Genomic DNA, 15,863 nt, shown 5'->3' with positions numbered 1-15,863 from the left:
GACATCCTGTTGAGGCCGTTCGGCACTCAAAGATTCGTACGGAGCCAAGAGTTCAGGTGGATGCCTCCCTCGTGCCGGAAGCCGTGAAGGACGCCGCACGTCGTGCGCCCGGCCACTGGATCGGAATCGTCGATCCGGAGTGGACGCAGGCGCGGACGCCGCCGGAGTGGGCCGTGCTGGGGGAGTGGCAGTCGGACGAGAGCGGGAGCGTGGGCGAGTACCGCGCCAACCCCGCCTACCGTCCCTCGGCCCGGGTCCTCGGCTGGCCGGAGCCCACCGATCCGGTGGACGCGGCCGCCCAACGGGCCGCCACGGGGTACGGCACCGTGGACGAGGCGCTGGCCGCGCTGGCGGAGGCGGACGTCACCGTCGTACGCGGGCCGGACGGCGGGCCGCTCCTGGCCGCGGGGCGGGACGGGGCGCCGGTGGCGCTCCTGTTCACCTCGCCCACCCACGCGTTCATGTCCGCGGCACTTCACCATGACACCGTGTCCGCCCGGGAGCTCGCCGGGCCGCTGGCGGACACCGGCGCCCTGCTGATGGTCAACCCCGGTGCCGCGGCTCCGCTGCTCGTTCCCGCCGACAGCCTTGCCGGTGCCGTGAGTTCCGGCCCGGTGACCGAGGCCGTCGACCCCGCCCCGACCGAACCCTGGCCCCACACCACAGGGAGGACCCCGTGACGCGTTCGTCGTCCCAGCAGACCCCCGCCTCCGCTCCCGTGCAGGCGAAGCCCGAAGCCGAGGCCGCGGAGGCGGCGAAGGTCTCCGAGGAGGCCGAGAAGGGCCTTGAGGCTGCGAAGACCCCGGAAGCCGAGAAGGCTGAGGGGGCCCCGCAGGTCGCGAAGGCCCCGAAGACCGGGGAGGCCAAGGAGGCTGAAAAGGGTGAGAAGGGCGAGCAGAGCGAACGCCCCGATGCCCCCGCCCCCGACGCCCAGGCCACAACCCCCGAGGCCGCCCCCGACTCCGAGGCCGCCCCCGACTCCGAGACCGACCCCAGCGCCTCCGCCGCCGCCCAGAGCCGGCTCCCCGCCCTCGTGCGGACCATGACCGCCACCGCCATCGGGCAGCCGCAGCAGGAGGCGGGGCCCGTGGGGCGGCCGGGCAAGGCCGCGCTCGCGGGGGCGGCGGTCGTGGGAGCGCTGCTCGTGTCGGTGCCGTTCCTCGTGCTCGCCGGGAACAACGACGACGGGCCCGAGCGGACGAAGGCGGCAGGTGCCGGGACCGTCCTCGACGGGAGCGGGCCGGAGGCTCCGGGCGAGTTCGCCGTCACCGCTCCCGAGACCAGCGCGCCCGCCGAGGACGGGAAGAAGGGGGAGAAGGACGAGGCGAAGCCGGAGAAGGCCGGCAACGCCGTGCCGGCCATTCCCCCGACGGATGGTGGCAAGGAGGCGGCGAAGCAGGACAACGGCCCCAAGGACCCGCCGAAGAAGGCGGATTCGTCCGAGGACAAGCCCAAGGCCGGGAGCGGCGGTGGCAAGAACCAGCCCGCCAAGGCCCAGCCCGCCGTCACGTTCAGCGGGCCCGTCTCCTTCCGCAGCCACCTCTCCGGCCGCTGCCTCGACGTTCCCGGTCACAACTTCAACGACGGCCAGCCGCTGTTCATGTGGGACTGCAACGGCGCCGACGCCCAGAAGTGGCGCTTCGGCTCGGACGGCACGATCCGGGCCAGGGACAAGTGCCTGGACGTGGCCAACGCGAACTTCGCCAACGGCTCCCGTATCCAGCTCGCCTGGTGCAACGGCTCCGCCGCCCAGAAGTTCACCCTGAACGGCGCCCACGACCTGGTCAACACCGTCGTCGGCAAGTGCGTCGACATCCCGAACCACAGCAAGGGGCGGGGCCCGGAGACCTATCTGATCCTGTGGGAGTGCACGGGGCTCGACAACCAGAAGTGGAGCACCTGACCCGGGCGCGGGCAGCGAGACATGATGAAATCGCCGGAGCGCCGAACCCTGTCCCCGGCGAAGAGGGGCGTCCGGACAGGACGCCGCCGTAGCAAGGAGGTTGGTGCGTGTCGCGCCAGGTACTGACGGTCGGCCCCGCGGACCGCTTTTCCACGATCGGTGAGGCGCTCGCCGCCGCCCGTACCGGTGCGCTCATCAGCGTCCGGCCCGGGACGTACGCGGAGAACCTGGTGATCCACACCCGGGTGACCCTCACCGCCGCCGAGGGACGGGGCACGGTGGAGATCCGGCCGCGCTCGGGCAGCGTCATCGCGCTGCGCGCCGACGCCGTCATGATCTCCGAACTCACCCTGCGCGGCGGGGACTCCGAGCTGCCCGCCGTGGACGTGCGGCGCGGGCAGGCCGCGCTCGACGGGTGCGAGATCGTCGGCGCCGCCTGGACCGCGATGCTGGCCGGCGGGACCGGCTCCCTCGCGCTGCGGGACTGCCGGGTGAGCAATCCGCAGGGCGCGGGCATCGTGGTCACCTCCACCACCCCCACCACCGTCGAGTCCTGCACGCTCGAACACCTCGGCACCAGCGGCATCGTCCTCGCCGAGCAGGGCGAGGCGCGCGTCCGCGACTGCACGGTACGGGGCGCCCGGGGCAACGGGCTGCTCGCCAACGGCGAGACCCGGGGCACCGTCGAGGACTGCGACATCTCCTCCACCGACAAGCCCTCCATCGCCCTGGAAGGGGACTCCGCCGTCTCCGTCGTCCGGACCGTCGTGCACGACACCAGCACCGGCGTGCATCTGAGCAGCGCGGGCCGCACCACCCTGGAGGACGTACGCGTCACCGGCGCCTCCGGCAACGGGATCGTCCTCGCCGTCGGCACCGATCCCGTCCTGCGCCGCTGCCGAGTCTCGCGCGCACGGGGGCACGGCCTGTTCGTCACCGACCGGGCGCGCGGCACCTTCGAGGACTGCTGGGTGGACGCGGCGCAGGGCGCGGCGCTGCGGGTCGCCGGGGCCTCCTCCCCGGCGCTGACCGGCCTGACCGTCCGCGACTGCGAAGGGGCCGGGCTGCTCCTGGAGGAGGACGCGGCGCCCGAGCTGGACCGCTTGGAGGTCATCGGCTCCTCGCCCGCCGTCGCTCTGCAGGGCGGCGCCAACCCGCTGCTGCGCCGGGCCCGGCTGGTCGAGCCCGCCGGTGACGGCATCGCGGCCACCAAGGACGCCCGGGGCCGCGTCGAGGACTGCGAGATCGTCCGCCCGAAGGGAGCCGGTGTCCGCGTGGCCTCCGGTTCCACCCTCTACCTGGCCGGTGGCGGGGTCTCCGACACCGCCACCAGCGGCCTGGTCGTGGAGGACGGCGGCAACGTCACCGTCCGCGACTTCCGCGTCGAGGTCTCCGGCGAGGAGGGCGTGGTCGTCGCCGCGGGCGGTGAACTGACCGCCAACCGCACCACCGTCCACGCCCCCAAGGGACATGGCTTCCTCCTCCGCGAGGGCGCTCTCGCCTCGCTCAGTGGCTGCGAGGCGGGCGGGGGCGCCCAGGACGGCTTCCGGGTCGAGTCCACCGCCCCCGTCTCGCTCGTCAACTGCACCGCCCGCGAGAACGAGGGCGGCGGTCTGGTGCAGACCGCGCCCGGCGAACGGCTCGCCGTGGACGGCCTGAACAGCGTCGGCAACGGCAAGCGCGACGCCTGGGGGAGCGGCAGTGCCGAGAACACCGACCCGGCCGGATCCGGCGCCGCCGACGCGCCCCCGCCGGACCGTGCGGACGGCCCGCTCGGCGCCCTCAACGCGCTGATCGGCCTGGAGAACGTCAAGCAGCAGGTACGCACCCTGGTCAACCTCACCCAGCTCGCCCAGCGCCGCGAACAACTCGGTATGCCCGCACCCCCGATGAGCAGACACCTGATCTTCGCCGGACCGCCCGGCACCGGTAAGACCACCGTCGCCCGCCTCTACGGGGCGATCCTGGCCGAGCTGGGCTCGCTGCGCAGCGGACACCTGGTCGAGGTCTCCCGCGCCGACCTGGTCGCCCAAGTCGTCGGCGGCACCGCCATCAAGACCTCCGAGACCTTCCAACGGGCCCTGGGCGGAGTTCTTTTCATCGACGAGGCGTACACCCTCACCGCCGACAGCGGCAACGGCGGCGCCGACTTCGGCCGCGAGGCGGTGGACACCCTGCTGAAGCTCATGGAGGACCACCGCGACGACGTGGTCGTGGTCGCCGCCGGATACTCCCGTGAGATGGAGTCCTTCCTCAGCTCCAACCCGGGCCTGGCGTCCCGCTTCTCGCGGACCGTCGAGTTCGAGAACTACTCCGTGGACGACCTGGTCGCGATCATGGAGAGCATGTGTACCCAGCACCAGTACGAGCTGGGGGAGGGTACGGCCCAGGCGCTCGCCGCCCACTTCGGGGCCATGGACCGGGACGCCGGATTCGGCAACGGCCGTGCCGCGCGCGGGGTGTTCGAGGAGATGGTGGACCGCCAGGCGATCCGGCTCTCCGCCCAGACCCAGGTCAGCGAGAACGATCTGCGGCTGCTGCTCCCCGAGGACGTCTCCGCCACCGCCGCCGCCTCGGCCGTCGAGACCGCCGCACCGGCCGACGACCCGCTCACCCGCCTCGGCGACATGATCGGACTGGCCGAGGTGAAGCGCGAGGTCGCCGACCTGGTCAACCTCATCACCACCGCCCGCCACCGCGCCGCGGCCGGGCTGCCCGTCCCCTCCCTCAGCAACCACCTGGTCTTCACCGGCCCGCCCGGCACCGGCAAGACGACGGTCGCCCGGCTCTACGGCGAGGTCCTCACCCAGCTCGGCGTGCTGGAGCGCGGCCAGCTGATCGAGGCCGCCCGCGCCGACCTCGTCGGCCGGTACATAGGCCACACCGCCCAGTTGACCCGGGAGGTCTTCGAAAAGGCCCGTGGCGGCGTGCTGTTCATCGACGAGGCCTACACCCTCACCCCGCGCGGCGGCGGAGCCGACTTCGGGCAGGAGGCGGTGGACACCCTGCTGAAGCTGATGGAGGACCACCGCGACGAGGTCGTCGTCATCGTCGCCGGCTACACCGACGAGATGGAACGCTTCCTCGCCTCCAACCCCGGCCTCTCCTCCCGCTTCCCGCGCCGGATCACCTTCGCCGACTACTCCTCCGAGGAGCTGGTCACCATCGTGCGCGCCCAGGCCGCCGCCATGGGGTACGAGTGCGGCCCCGGCACCGGACCGCTGCTCAAGGAGCACTTCGACGCGGTACCCCGCGACCGGTCCTTCGGCAACGCCCGGCTGGCCCGTCAGGTCGTCGAGTCGATGGTCACCCGCCAGGCGGGCCGGATCAGTTCGCTGGCCGCGCCCACCCTGGACGACCTGCGCATCCTCCTCCCGGCGGACGTCACCGCCGCGGCCCCGAAGGCGGTGCCCCGGTGAGGCCGCCCGAGCGACGGGCGACCGGGAGGCCCCGGACGGCCAGGACGGCCCGCCTGCTGTACGGGGCCTCGCTCGCCGCCGCCCTGGTGGTGCCCCTGGCCTTCGCCCCGGCCCAGGCGGCACCTGTCACCCGTACACCGGCCGCCGACGGGGCCAAGGGCCAGGAGCTGCCCGGGATGCCCACCGCGCTCGATCCGCGAGCCGAGGCCGTCGCCTGCACCCCCGCCTCCAAGGAGCGGGCGAAGAAGCAGGACTGGTCGCGCCAGCGCCTCGACCTGGACCGGCTGCACCGGCACACCACCGGGTCGGGGGTGACCGTCGCGCTGATCTCCACCGGCGTCGATCCCGGGGCCGAGGGACTCGACGGCCGCGTCACCGCCCAGGGCCAGGCCGCCGACGACTGCGTCGGACAGGGGACGTTCCTGGCCGGGCTGATCGCTGGGACCGGCGGCCCCACCCCACGCCTCGCCGGGGTCGCCCCGGGCGGGAAGATCCTCGCCCTGCGCGGCACCGACCGACGCGGGCAGCCGGACCCCGCACTCGTCACGGCGGCGGTACGGGCCGCCACCACGGCCAAGGCCGACGTCATCGCGGTCGCGGTGGCCCTTCCCCGTAAGGACACCGCGCTCACCCGGGCTGTCGCCGAGGCCCGCGAGGCCGGGGCGGTGGTGGTCGCTGCGGCCACCCCGGAGCCGCCGTCGCGCGGCGCGGCCGACGAGATCCCCTCCCGTACCTACTGGCCCGCCGGTGAGCCCGGCGTCCTCGCGGTCGCCGACATGCTGCCCGCCGGGGCCCGGCCGGACGGCGCGCTGCCCACCGAGGGCATCGATCTGGCCGCCCCGGGTGCCGGGGTGGTCTCCGGCGGGCCGCGCGGGAAGGGGCACTACCTCGGCGGCGGTGTCGCGGTGGCCACCGCGTACGCGGCCGGGGCCGCGGCGGCCGTCCGCGCCACCCACCCCGAGGCGTCGGCCGACGCGGTGGCCCGCCGGCTGACCGCCACCGCGTACCCGGCCGACATCCCCCAACTGGACGCCTACGCCGCCGTCACCACGGTCCTCGGCGACGCGGGCGCGCCGGTCGGCGGTGCGGAGCGGGCCGCCGACCCCGTGGCCGTACGGGACACCTCCGACACCGACCGCGCCACCGGCCGGGCCGTCCTCTTCGTCCTCCTCGGCTCGGCGGGCGTCCTCTCCCTCCTCTGGGCCGGCTTCGCCCTCACCCGGGCCCGCGCCCGGGGCTGGCGTCCGGCGGGGCCGGGCACCTCGGACCGGGGCTGAACGCCAAAGGGGCCCCCTCCGGCCGGAGGGGGCCCCTTTGGCGTTCTAATCCACCAGGGCCGTCTGCACCAGCCGCGGCTTGCGGCGCTGGATGTGCAGGGCCCGGCCCGGCGGCAGGTTCAACGGCTTCGCGTTGCCGAAGAGACGGCCCTCCGTGGGCGGGCAGGAGAGCAGGACCGCCGGGTTGTTGGCCTCGTCCAGACGGCGGATCAGCCCATCGCTCAGACCGCGCCCCGCGCCCATCGCGCTCCGGGCGACGACCAGGTGCAGGCCCATCTCGTAGCCCAGGGTCAGGTGCTCGAAGAGCGGCTCGAAGGGGCTCTGGAACGAGTTGCCCGACACCATGTCGTAGTCGTCGACCAGGACGAACAGGCGCGGGCCCGTCCACCAGTCGCACCGGCGCATCCGGGCGGGTGAGATGTCGGCCCCGGGCACCCGGGTCTTCATCGCGCGGGCCGCGCCCTCGATGGTCTCGTTGAGGTTGTCGAGGGAGATGACATGCCCGATGCGGTACTCCTCGGGGATGGCGTCGACCAGGGTGCGGCGGTAGTCCACCGCGATGATCTTCGCCTCGTCGGGGGCGTACCGGGTGGTGATGCCCTTGACGATCAGGCGCAGCAGGTTGGTCTTGCCGCTCTCGGTGTCGCCGACCGCGATCAGGTGCGGGGTCCGGCTGAAGTCGTGCCAGACGGGCTCCAGCGCGTCCTGGTCGAGACCGAGCGCGAGGCGCATGCCGCCGCCCTCCGTGGCCTCGGGGGAGGGGAGTTCGGAGACCGGGAGCCGGTGCGGGAGCATCCGTACCTGAGGGGCGGGAGGACCGGACCAGTGCCGGGCGATCTCCCCGACGAGGTGGGCCACACCCTCACCGAGGTCCTCCAGGGAGCCGCTGCCGTCCAGCCGGGGCAGGCCCGCGAGGAAGTGCATCTTGCTGTCGGCGGTGATGCCCCGGCCACCGGTGCGCGGCACCGAACGGGCCTTGCGGGTGTCGATCTCTGAGTCCATCGGATCGCCCATCCGCAGCTCCAGACGGGTGGCGGCCTGGTCGCGGACCTGCGCGGACAGCTCCACCCAGCGGGTGGTGGTGATGAGCAGGTGGATGCCGTAGTTGAGGCCCCGGGCGGCGAGTTCGTTGAACTTCGGGATCAGGTCGTCGTAGTCCTGGCGGACCGTGGACCAGCCGTCGACCACCATGAAGACATCGCCGAACGGCTCGTCGGGGAACTCCCCGGCGGCGCGGCGCCGCCGGTAGGACTGCATGGAGTCCAGCGTGTGGTCCACGAAGAACTGCTCACGGCGGGCCAGGAGCGTCATCACCTCGGCCACCGTCCGGTGCACCCGCTCCGGGTTGAGCCGTGCCGCGACCCCGCCGACGTGCGGGAGCGCGGCGAGCTGGGAGAGCCCGCCGCCGCCGAAGTCCAGGCAGTAGAACTGCACTTCCGCCGGGGTGTGGGTGAGCGCCAGCGCGGCGATGAGCGTGCGGGCGACCGTGGACTTGCCGCTCTGCGAACCGCCCGCGACGGCGACATGGCCGCCCGCCCCGGCCAGGTCGACGATCAGCGGGTCGCGCCGCTGCTCGAACGGCTTGTCGACCAGGCCGACCGGCACCCGCAGCTTCCCGGTGCCCGGCCAGCGCGAGGCGATCAGGCCCCGCTCCTCGTCCGGTGCGATCCCGGGCAGCAGGGCGTCCAGCGGGGACGGCTCGTCCAGCGGCGGCAGCCACACCTGGTGGGCGTCCGGCCCGGAGCCGCGCAGCCGGTCCAGCGCCACGTCGAGCAGCGCCTCCTCGTCCTCGGCCTCCTCCGTCTCCGGCTCCGGGTCGGGCGGGGTCTCCAGGGTGCGGGGTACCACCCATCCGCTGGTCCACGGCACCACCTGGCTCGCCACCCGGGCCTGCACCACCGCACCGGTCCTGCGCCGGTACGTCCCCGAGGAGTACGCGGCACGGAACCGGGTCAGGGCCTCCACCCCGGACTTCAGATAGCCGCTGCCGGGCGCTGCGGGCAGCTCGTAGGCGTCCGGTACGCCGAGCACACCGCGGCTCTCCATCGCGGAGAAGGTCCGCAGCCCGATGCGGTACGAGAGGTGGCTCTCCAGCTGGTGCATACGCCCCTCGTCCAGGCGCTGCGAGGCGAGCAGCAGATGGACGCCCAGGGACCGGCCGAGGCGGCCGATCATCACGAACAGCTCCATGAACTCGCGGTGTGTGGAGAGCAGTTCGCTGAACTCGTCGACCACCACGAAGAGGCTGGGCAGCGGGGCCAGGTCGGCTCCGGCGGCGCGGGCCCGTTCGTACTCCAGCGCCGAGGTGTAGTTACCCGCCGCGCGCAGCAGCTCCTGTCGGCGGATGAGTTCGCCGTGCAGGGCGTCCTGCATGCGTTCCACCAGAGCGACTTCGTCGGCCAGGTTGGTGATCACGGCGGAGGTGTGCGGGAGTTCCTCCAGGCCGAGGAAGGTGGCGCCGCCCTTGAAGTCGACCAGGACGAAGTTGAGCGTCTCGGAGGAGTTGGTCAGGGCGAGCCCGAGGACGAGGGTGCGCAGCAGCTCGCTCTTGCCGGAGCCGGTGGCGCCGATGAGCATGCCGTGCGGGCCCATGCCGCCCTGCGCGGACTCCTTGATGTCGAGCTCGACCGGGCGGCCGTCCACGCCGACCGCGATCGGCACCCGGAGCCGGCCGGAGCCGGAGTGCCGGGCGAACAGGGTCTGCGGGTCGTGCCGGTGGAGATCGGGGATGCCGAGCAGGGTGGTCAGCTCGACGTCGGTGTCCAGCGGCTGCGCGATGTCGGTGCCGAGGCTCATCCGGCGCGGGGTGAGCAGCCGGGCCAGCGACTCCGCGCCGAGCGGGCCGAGCCGGTCGGGGCGGCCGAGCGGCACCGTGCGCTCCTTGCGGCTGCGGTCGGTGCGCACCAGGTTCACCTGGCCGGGCCCCACGGTGAGGCGCAGCGTGTTGCGGCCGGGCCGCCAGCGCAGCGCCCCGGACACATCCAGGATCAGGGCGTTGCGGTAGCCGTGGCCCTCCCAGCGGTGGCCCTCCGGCACGCTGACGCCGTCCAGCACGACGACCGTGTACGGCTCGTCGCGGCCCGGCCGGGCGTCCGGGTCGAACCCGGGGCGCTCGGCGAACTCGGCGCCGAGCAGATCGTCCAGCTCGGTCAGGTCGGCGGTGATCCGGCGGGCCTGCCCCGCCCCGTCCTCCTCGTGCGGATCCAGCACGTGCGGCAGCCACTTGACCCACTCCCAGTCGGGTCGCCGCTCGTCGCTGACACAGAGGGCGATCCACAGCTCCTCGGGCGCGTGGAACACCGCGAGCTGCCCGAGCATCGCCCGCACCAGCGCCCGTACGGCGTCGTGCTCCGGGGGGTGAGCGCCGGGGGCGGCCCCGTCCGGCGCCTCCTCCGGGCGCAGCAGGATCCGGGCCGAGGAGCGCAGATAGAGCCCCAGCGGCTGCTCCGGGATGGTGGAGTAGGCCCGGATGAAGCGGCGCAGCGCGTGGGCGCAGAGGGGTTCGAGATCCTCCACCGGACGGGTGGAGACCGGGTTCAGGGTGAGTGCGAGCTGCTGTTCGCCCACCGCGAGACGGACCTCGCCGAAGTCCTCGTCGGCCGGGCGGCGTTCCCACAGCCGGGAGGTGCGGGCCAGCGAGCGGAGCGTGGCCGGCTCCGGGTGACGCCAGGCGAGCGCCCGCTGCTGCTCCGCGATGGTGGTCCGCACCCGCTTGCGGGTCTGGGCCAAGTAGCGCAGATAGTCGCGCCGTTCACCCTTCAGCCGCTGCTTGCGCTCGCTGGAGCGCCGCATCAGCTGCCCCAGCAGCATCGCGCCGGCGGAGAGCGCCATGACACCCATCGCCAGATACATGAAGACGCCGTTCCCGCCGCCGGGGCGCAGGAACATCAGCATCATCGACACCGACATCAGCGCCATCGGCAGGTACGTCCACACCGCCGAGGTGTCGGGCACCGTCTCGGCGAGGACGGGCGGCTCCTGGAGGGTCAACTGCCCCTCGGGCATCTCCGGCCCGCGCCGGCGGGCCGGACGGCGAAACAGCACGACACTCAAGGAACAGAACCTCCGGTTCACTGGCTTTGCCGCCCGCCGAATACCGGTGCACCCGGCAGGGGAAAGACCGCACCAGGCTGATTCATTCGGTCGCGGAACATGCTCCGATGAACGCCGGGTGAAAGTCTCGAGCGGATTGCGCGGAGCGGCCAACTTCCCGGAAGGCGCACCCGCATACCGGATTCGGAGCCCGGCCCGCAGCACGGCCGGTGGCCGCAGGCAGTAGTCTGCATTCACGGAACGCGCCCTGTCCACGCGGGAGGGGTCCGCACCCGGTGTGCGGGCACAATTTCCCTGACAGGACCCCGGCTTCACGGCCGCGCGGACTTTCCGTACTGTTCGCACATTCCCTCTCGCCGGGGAAGTCCTCTGTCAAAGCCTGCACGGAAGACGAGAGTTCTGCTGATGACCGACAGTGCGGTGGCCGAAACGTGCCGCCTGACCGTACGTGCGCCGAGCGTCACCATCGATCTGGCCGTGCCCGCCGACGTACCGGTCGCCGATCTGCTCCCCACCCTCCTGCGGTACGTCGGTGAGGAGGCCGAGGAGGCCGGGCTCGACCACGCCGGCTGGGTGCTCCAGCGGCTCGGCGACGCCCCCCTCGATGAGGAGACCACCCTGGCCCGGGCCGGTCTCGCCGACGGCGCGGTGCTCCACCTGCGCCCGCACACGGAGGCACTCCCCGAGGCCCGGCTCGACGACCTGGTCGACGGGATGGCCGAGACGGTCGGCCGCCGACTGCACACCTGGCACGCCGGAGCGGCCCGCGGCCTGCTGGTGGGCACCGCCGTGGCGACCGTGGCGACCGCCCTGGTGATGGTGTTCCGGCCCGGCGTGGCCGACTCCGCCGCCACCCGAGCCGCCTGCGCGGCCGTGGCCGGAGTGCTGCTCCTCGCGGGCGCCGGCTCCGCCAGCCGCGCGGTCGGCGACCGCCTCTCCGCGACCGCTCTCGGCCTGCTGGTCGCCCCGTGCTTCGCCCTGGTCGGCTGGGTGCTGCCCGGCGGCGACCTGACCGGCCCCGACGCGGCGCAGGTCGTCGGCGCGCGGCTGCTGGCGGCCGGTGCCGCGGCGGCGGGCGGCGCGGTCCTCGCGCTCGCCGCGACCGCCGTCGGCGCCCCCGCCCTGCTGGCCACCGCCGTGGTCGCCGTGGCCACCGCGGTCTCCGGGGCCCTGATGGGCTACACGAGCCTGGACGCGGCGGCCTCGGTCGCCCTGGTGGCGACGGTCGTCGTGCTCGCCGCCGGAGCCGTGGCGCCCTTCGCCTTCAAGTTGGCCGGAATGCGTATGCCCGCGCTGCCGTCCTCAGCCGGACAGCTCCAGGAAGGCATCGACCCGTACGCGGGCGACGAGGTCGCCGAGCGCACCGAACTCGCCGGACGCTGGGTCACCGCGCTCTTCGCCGCCACCGGCACCATCGCCGCCGCAGCCCTGGCCGTCCTCGCCCACCACCCGGACCTCCCCGAGACGCTCACCGCGCTCGCGCTGACCCTGCTGCTGCTCCTGCACTCACGGGGCCTCGTCCACATCGGCCAGCGGCTCACCCTGGCCGTGCCCGGGGTTCTGGGGCTGCTCCTCCTCGCCCGCGCCTGGGCGGTGGACAGCGACGCCGACGGCCGCGTGATCGTCTTCGCGGTGCTGCTCGCCTGTGCCGCCGCCCTGGTGACCGCGTCCTGGATCGTGCCCGGCCGCCGGGTGCTGCCGTACTGGGGCCGGGCGGCTGAGCTGGCCCACACCGGCCTCGCGGTCGCGCTGCTGCCGTTCGCCCTGTGGGTGGCGGGCCTCTTCGGCTGGCTGCGCGGCCTGTTCGGCTGAGCACCCGCGTACGCCGGTCGACCAGAAACGAGTTGAGGAGAGGCTGTGCAGTCCAAGCGCGACCAGGTCCAGGCCCACGGATTCATGATGGGCAGGCTCAGTTCGGGCCTGCTGATGGCCGACCCGGATGCCCCCGAGAGCCCGCTGGGCCGCACCACCCGCGGCGTCGTCTTCGGCCTGCTGGTGACCGTCCTGATCGGCGCGGGCGCTACCGTCTACGGGCTGCTGCGCCCCGGCGGGAACGACACCTGGCGCAAGGGCGAGCACCTGGTGGTCAACCGTGACACCGGCGCCCGCTACCTGTGGACCGGCACCGACGGCGTCCTGCACCCGGTGCGCAACTACGCCTCGGCCCGGCTGATCGGCGGGTCCGACCTCAAGTCCGTGGACGTCTCCACCGCCTCGCTGCGGGACGTCCCCGTGGGAACCCCGGCGGGCATACCCGGCGCCCCGGACACCCTGCCCGACCCCGGCCGGCTCGACACCGGCGCCTGGCACATGTGCGTCACCGGGCCGGACGGCGCCCTGCCCACCACCTCCGGCGGGGTCCCGGACGCCGGAGTGGACCGGCCGGGGGCCACCACCGTCGTCGCGGGGGCGCCGCTGGACTCCCAGGACGTCGGCGGCGACCGCGGGGTCCTCGTACGCGGCCCGGACCGAACCGAGTACCTGGTGTGGCGGGGCAGCCGGCTCGCGCTGGACCGCGCGTCCGACGCCCGTAACGCCCTCGGCTACGGCTCCGAAGAGGCCATGCCGGTCTCGGCGGCCTTCCTCGACGCCCTCGCCCCCGGCCCCGCCCTGAAGCCGCCGGAGGTACCGGGACGCGGGGCGAAGGGTCCGGCCATCGGCGGTGAACCGAGCACGGTCGGCCAGCTCTTCGAGGTGAGCGTGCCCGGTGGCGGCAGCACCTACCACCTGCTGCGCAAGGACGGGCTCGTACCGCTCTCCGGTCTGGAGGCCGCCCTCGTGCTGGGCGACCCGGCCACCCAGAAGGACGCCTACCAGGGGCGCTCGCCCGAGGCCCGCGCGGTCGGCGCCGACGCGCTCCGTACCCACCGGGCCAAGGGGGCGTCTGCCGGCTCCGCGGGCGCGGAGCTGCCCCGTACGCCGCCCGCCCCGCACTCCGCACCGCGCGGCACCGCGCTCTGCGCCCAGGTGGACGGCGGCGACGGCGGCGCGCGGATCCGGTCGGTGCTGGTCCCGCTGACCGCTCTCGCCCCCGTCGCGGTGTCGCAGGGAACCGCCCAGCCGCTGGCCGCGGCCTGCGTCCGGACCGACGCCACCGTCGTACGCCCCGGGCGCGGCTCCCTGGTCCGGGCCCTGCACGCGAGCGGCGCCGCACACGCCGGAACCACCTATCTGGTCGCGGACAACGGCGTGAAGTACCGGTTCCCGGCCAAGGACTCCCTGACGGCGCTCGGGTACGGCGAGGGGGACATCGGCTCGGTCCCCGCACCCCTGCTCGCCGCTCTGCCCACCGGCGCGGACCTCGACCCGGCCGCCGCCACCGGCGCCGCGGAACCCCGGGTGACCGCACCGAAGTGCGGTGCTCCCGCCAAGGACGGGGCAGGCGACTCCCGGCCATGATCCAGGGCGAAATCCCCCATAGGGTGGCGAAGAAAGGGAAATGGGTGGGGAAGCGGAACTTCACGCACGACTCGGCGTCAATCGCGTTCTCTGGCGCGTGGACGGGGCCTGAAGGGAAACCTCAGAAAAAGCTCAGAATTTGAGCGCCTCGTCCTCCACGGAATCCTGCGAAAGGGGCGCACCCCACCGGAAACGGGCCTCCTCGATGACCGTTCGGATTCTCCGGCTGCCCGTTTCCCGTCCGCATCGACCGGTACGCCCGTGCGGCAGGTGGTCCGCGTTCATTTCGTCGAAACCTTCGGACAACTCCGTTGGCGTGCAAGGAATCTGACCCGAAGAACTATGCTCAAATCTTCCCTGCATACGTTGCGGCGGACGGCGATTTCTCTTTAGCCTCGGCGGGCAACGGTGCGACGAGAAGTCACTCAACGAAGGGAGCGCGACATGGCGGACAGCGGCCAGAGGCGGGCGGACTATGCCAAGGGCCTGGGAGGTGTCTCCTCGCTGGAGTCGGCCCGGGCAGCGGTCGAGAAGATCCAGAACAACGTCGGTGAGATCGCCGCGCGTTCGGGCGTCGGCGGCGACGAGGGTCAGGCCCTGCTGAAGCTGTTCCGCAGCTGGAACGGCGAGGCGCAGAAGGTCGTCGTGCAGATCAGCAAGATGATCGACGCGCTCCAGGAGAACGTCCAGTCGGCCGACCGGCTGGCGAAGGAGAACCAGGACCTCACCGAGGTGCTCAACAGCAAGACCAGCCAGGGCGTCTTCGAGGCGCTGCGCTGACCCGTCCCCGGCGGCGCCGGCCCCCTGTGCGGCGGCCGGAACCTGTGAGCATCCCCGGGCCCGCGGGCCCGGCCACCCGAGAGGAGATGTCATGGCCGACGGCATCATCGATGTGCAGTACTCCACGGTCCGCAACGCGATCGAGGAGCTGAAGCAGCAGACCCAGCAGATCATCACCACCCTGAACAACCTGGAGGACGAGCTCAAGCCGCTCGTCACCTCCTGGGAGGGTGACGACCAGGCGATGTACCTCGGCGTCCAGGCCGAGTGGGACCAGGCGACCAAGAACATGGCCCTGCTCCTCGGCGACAGCGGCGAGCTGGTCCAGAGCATCCACGACAACCACTCCCGCGACGAGCGCCGCAGCGCCGACAGCTGGGGCAACGTGCGGGCCCGTTAGCCGCCCGGCCGGGGGCCGCCTTCCCGCTCGTACGCGGTGGAGGCGGCCCCCGGCCTCCCGCACTTCCGTCTCCGCGACCCCCGTCAGGACCCGACCGCAGGAGGACGTCCCATGGCCGGTGAGCAGGCCGACGTCAAGCATTTCGACCTCAAGCAGATGGAGAACTTCCGCGACAACGAGGTGCACCCGGTCTACACCAAGGCCAAGAAGCACAAGGAGGACGGCGAGGGTGAGGGCGAGGGCCGTATCCGCCCCCTCGGCGAGCTGATCGGCGGCTACACGACGCCCGACAACCTCGACCAGCAGAAGCAGCTCCTGCGCCTCGGCCTGATGAACACGGAAGCGCTGGTCTCCGGTCCGAAGCTGGTCGAGAGCGTGACGACCGTCGCGACCTCCCTCGACAAGCTGCTCGGGGACCAGATGGAGCTCTTCAAGGAGCTCAAGGAAGCCCTCACCGACACCATCGAAGAGGCCAACAAGACCAAGAACAAGAACCTGGACGCGATCGACGCACAGACGCTGCTCCAGACCTTCGAAGAGGTCGACACGCTCACCAGCGGATCCTCGGAGACGGAAGAGAACTAGCCGCCCCCGCGCACGGAGTGGACGGCGAGAGACGAGAAAGGGCGCGC

10 protein-coding genes are annotated in these 15,863 nt (G+C 73.0%); 9 read left to right on the top strand and 1 reads right to left on the bottom strand.

Going from position 1 to position 15,863, the window contains the following annotated elements; translation table 11 throughout:
- Positions 1-56 precede the first annotated feature (56 nt).
- The 4 genes from IE134_RS13155 (at position 57) to IE134_RS13140 (ending at position 6,599) form a co-directional block, all read left to right on the top strand.
- A complete protein-coding gene (locus tag IE134_RS13155) occupies positions 57-680 on the top strand; it encodes a type VII secretion system-associated protein (RefSeq protein WP_098020567.1) in 624 nt (207 codons plus the stop codon).
- Positions 677-1,903 carry a ricin-type beta-trefoil lectin domain protein gene (locus IE134_RS13150; RefSeq protein ID WP_189430553.1) on the top strand — a complete coding sequence of 409 codons (1,227 nt, stop codon included), beginning with the start codon at positions 677-679 and terminating at the stop codon, positions 1,901-1,903. Before IE134_RS13155 ends, IE134_RS13150 begins: the two co-directional genes overlap by 4 nt.
- A 107-nt stretch (positions 1,904-2,010) precedes the next feature.
- The gene (locus IE134_RS13145) at positions 2,011-5,322 is read left to right on the top strand and encodes a right-handed parallel beta-helix repeat-containing protein (RefSeq protein ID WP_030714558.1); all 3,312 of its coding nucleotides are present in this window, start codon (positions 2,011-2,013) and stop codon (positions 5,320-5,322) included.
- A complete protein-coding gene (locus IE134_RS13140) occupies positions 5,319-6,599 on the top strand; it encodes a S8 family serine peptidase (RefSeq protein WP_189430551.1) in 1,281 nt (426 codons plus the stop codon). The genes IE134_RS13145 and IE134_RS13140 overlap by 4 nt, the downstream gene beginning before the upstream one ends.
- A gap of 45 nt (positions 6,600-6,644) precedes the next feature.
- Here IE134_RS13140 and eccCa read toward each other — a convergent pair whose 3' ends face one another.
- Positions 6,645-10,652: a type VII secretion protein EccCa gene (gene eccCa, locus IE134_RS13135; RefSeq protein ID WP_195826284.1), complete on the bottom strand. Its 4,008-nt coding sequence runs from the start codon at positions 10,650-10,652 to the stop codon at positions 6,645-6,647.
- 405 nt (positions 10,653-11,057) lie between these two features.
- On the opposite strand from eccCa, the gene eccD reads away from it, so the two are divergent.
- The 5 genes from eccD to IE134_RS13110 all read left to right on the top strand — a co-directional run bounded on the left by eccD (position 11,058) and on the right by IE134_RS13110 (position 15,816).
- Entirely contained in the window at positions 11,058-12,464 is a 1,407-nt protein-coding gene (eccD, locus tag IE134_RS13130) for a type VII secretion integral membrane protein EccD (protein WP_030714549.1), read from the top strand.
- Between the two features lie 45 nt (positions 12,465-12,509).
- Positions 12,510-14,051 carry a type VII secretion protein EccB gene (eccB, locus tag IE134_RS13125; protein ID WP_189430549.1) on the top strand — a complete coding sequence of 514 codons (1,542 nt, stop codon included), beginning with the start codon at positions 12,510-12,512 and terminating at the stop codon, positions 14,049-14,051.
- A 444-nt stretch (positions 14,052-14,495) separates the two neighbouring features.
- On the top strand, positions 14,496-14,831 hold the full coding sequence (locus IE134_RS13120) for a hypothetical protein (protein ID WP_030714543.1): 336 nt from the start codon (positions 14,496-14,498) through the stop codon (positions 14,829-14,831).
- Between the two features lie 91 nt (positions 14,832-14,922).
- A complete protein-coding gene (locus IE134_RS13115; RefSeq protein WP_030714540.1) occupies positions 14,923-15,231 on the top strand; it encodes a WXG100 family type VII secretion target in 309 nt (102 codons plus the stop codon).
- Positions 15,232-15,342: 111 nt separating this feature from the next.
- A complete protein-coding gene (locus tag IE134_RS13110) occupies positions 15,343-15,816 on the top strand; it encodes a type VII secretion system-associated protein (protein WP_030714539.1) in 474 nt (157 codons plus the stop codon).
- The last annotated feature ends 47 nt before the right edge of the window (positions 15,817-15,863 follow it).

The organism is Streptomyces rubiginosohelvolus, from assembly GCF_014649875.1.
Lineage (GTDB): Bacteria > Actinomycetota > Actinomycetes > Streptomycetales > Streptomycetaceae > Streptomyces > Streptomyces rubiginosohelvolus.
The sequence above is the reverse complement of the archived record's forward strand: the minus strand, read 5'-3'. Positions and strand labels throughout refer to the sequence as shown.

Coding starts and splice junctions, on each gene's coding strand:
- IE134_RS13120 (WP_030714543.1), top strand. CDS start 14,496: ATGGCGGACAGCGGCCAGAGGCGGGCGGACTATGCCAAGGGCCTGGGA.
- IE134_RS13115 (WP_030714540.1), top strand. CDS start 14,923: ATGGCCGACGGCATCATCGATGTGCAGTACTCCACGGTCCGCAACGCG.
- eccD (WP_030714549.1), top strand. CDS start 11,058: ATGACCGACAGTGCGGTGGCCGAAACGTGCCGCCTGACCGTACGTGCG.
- IE134_RS13110 (WP_030714539.1), top strand. CDS start 15,343: ATGGCCGGTGAGCAGGCCGACGTCAAGCATTTCGACCTCAAGCAGATG.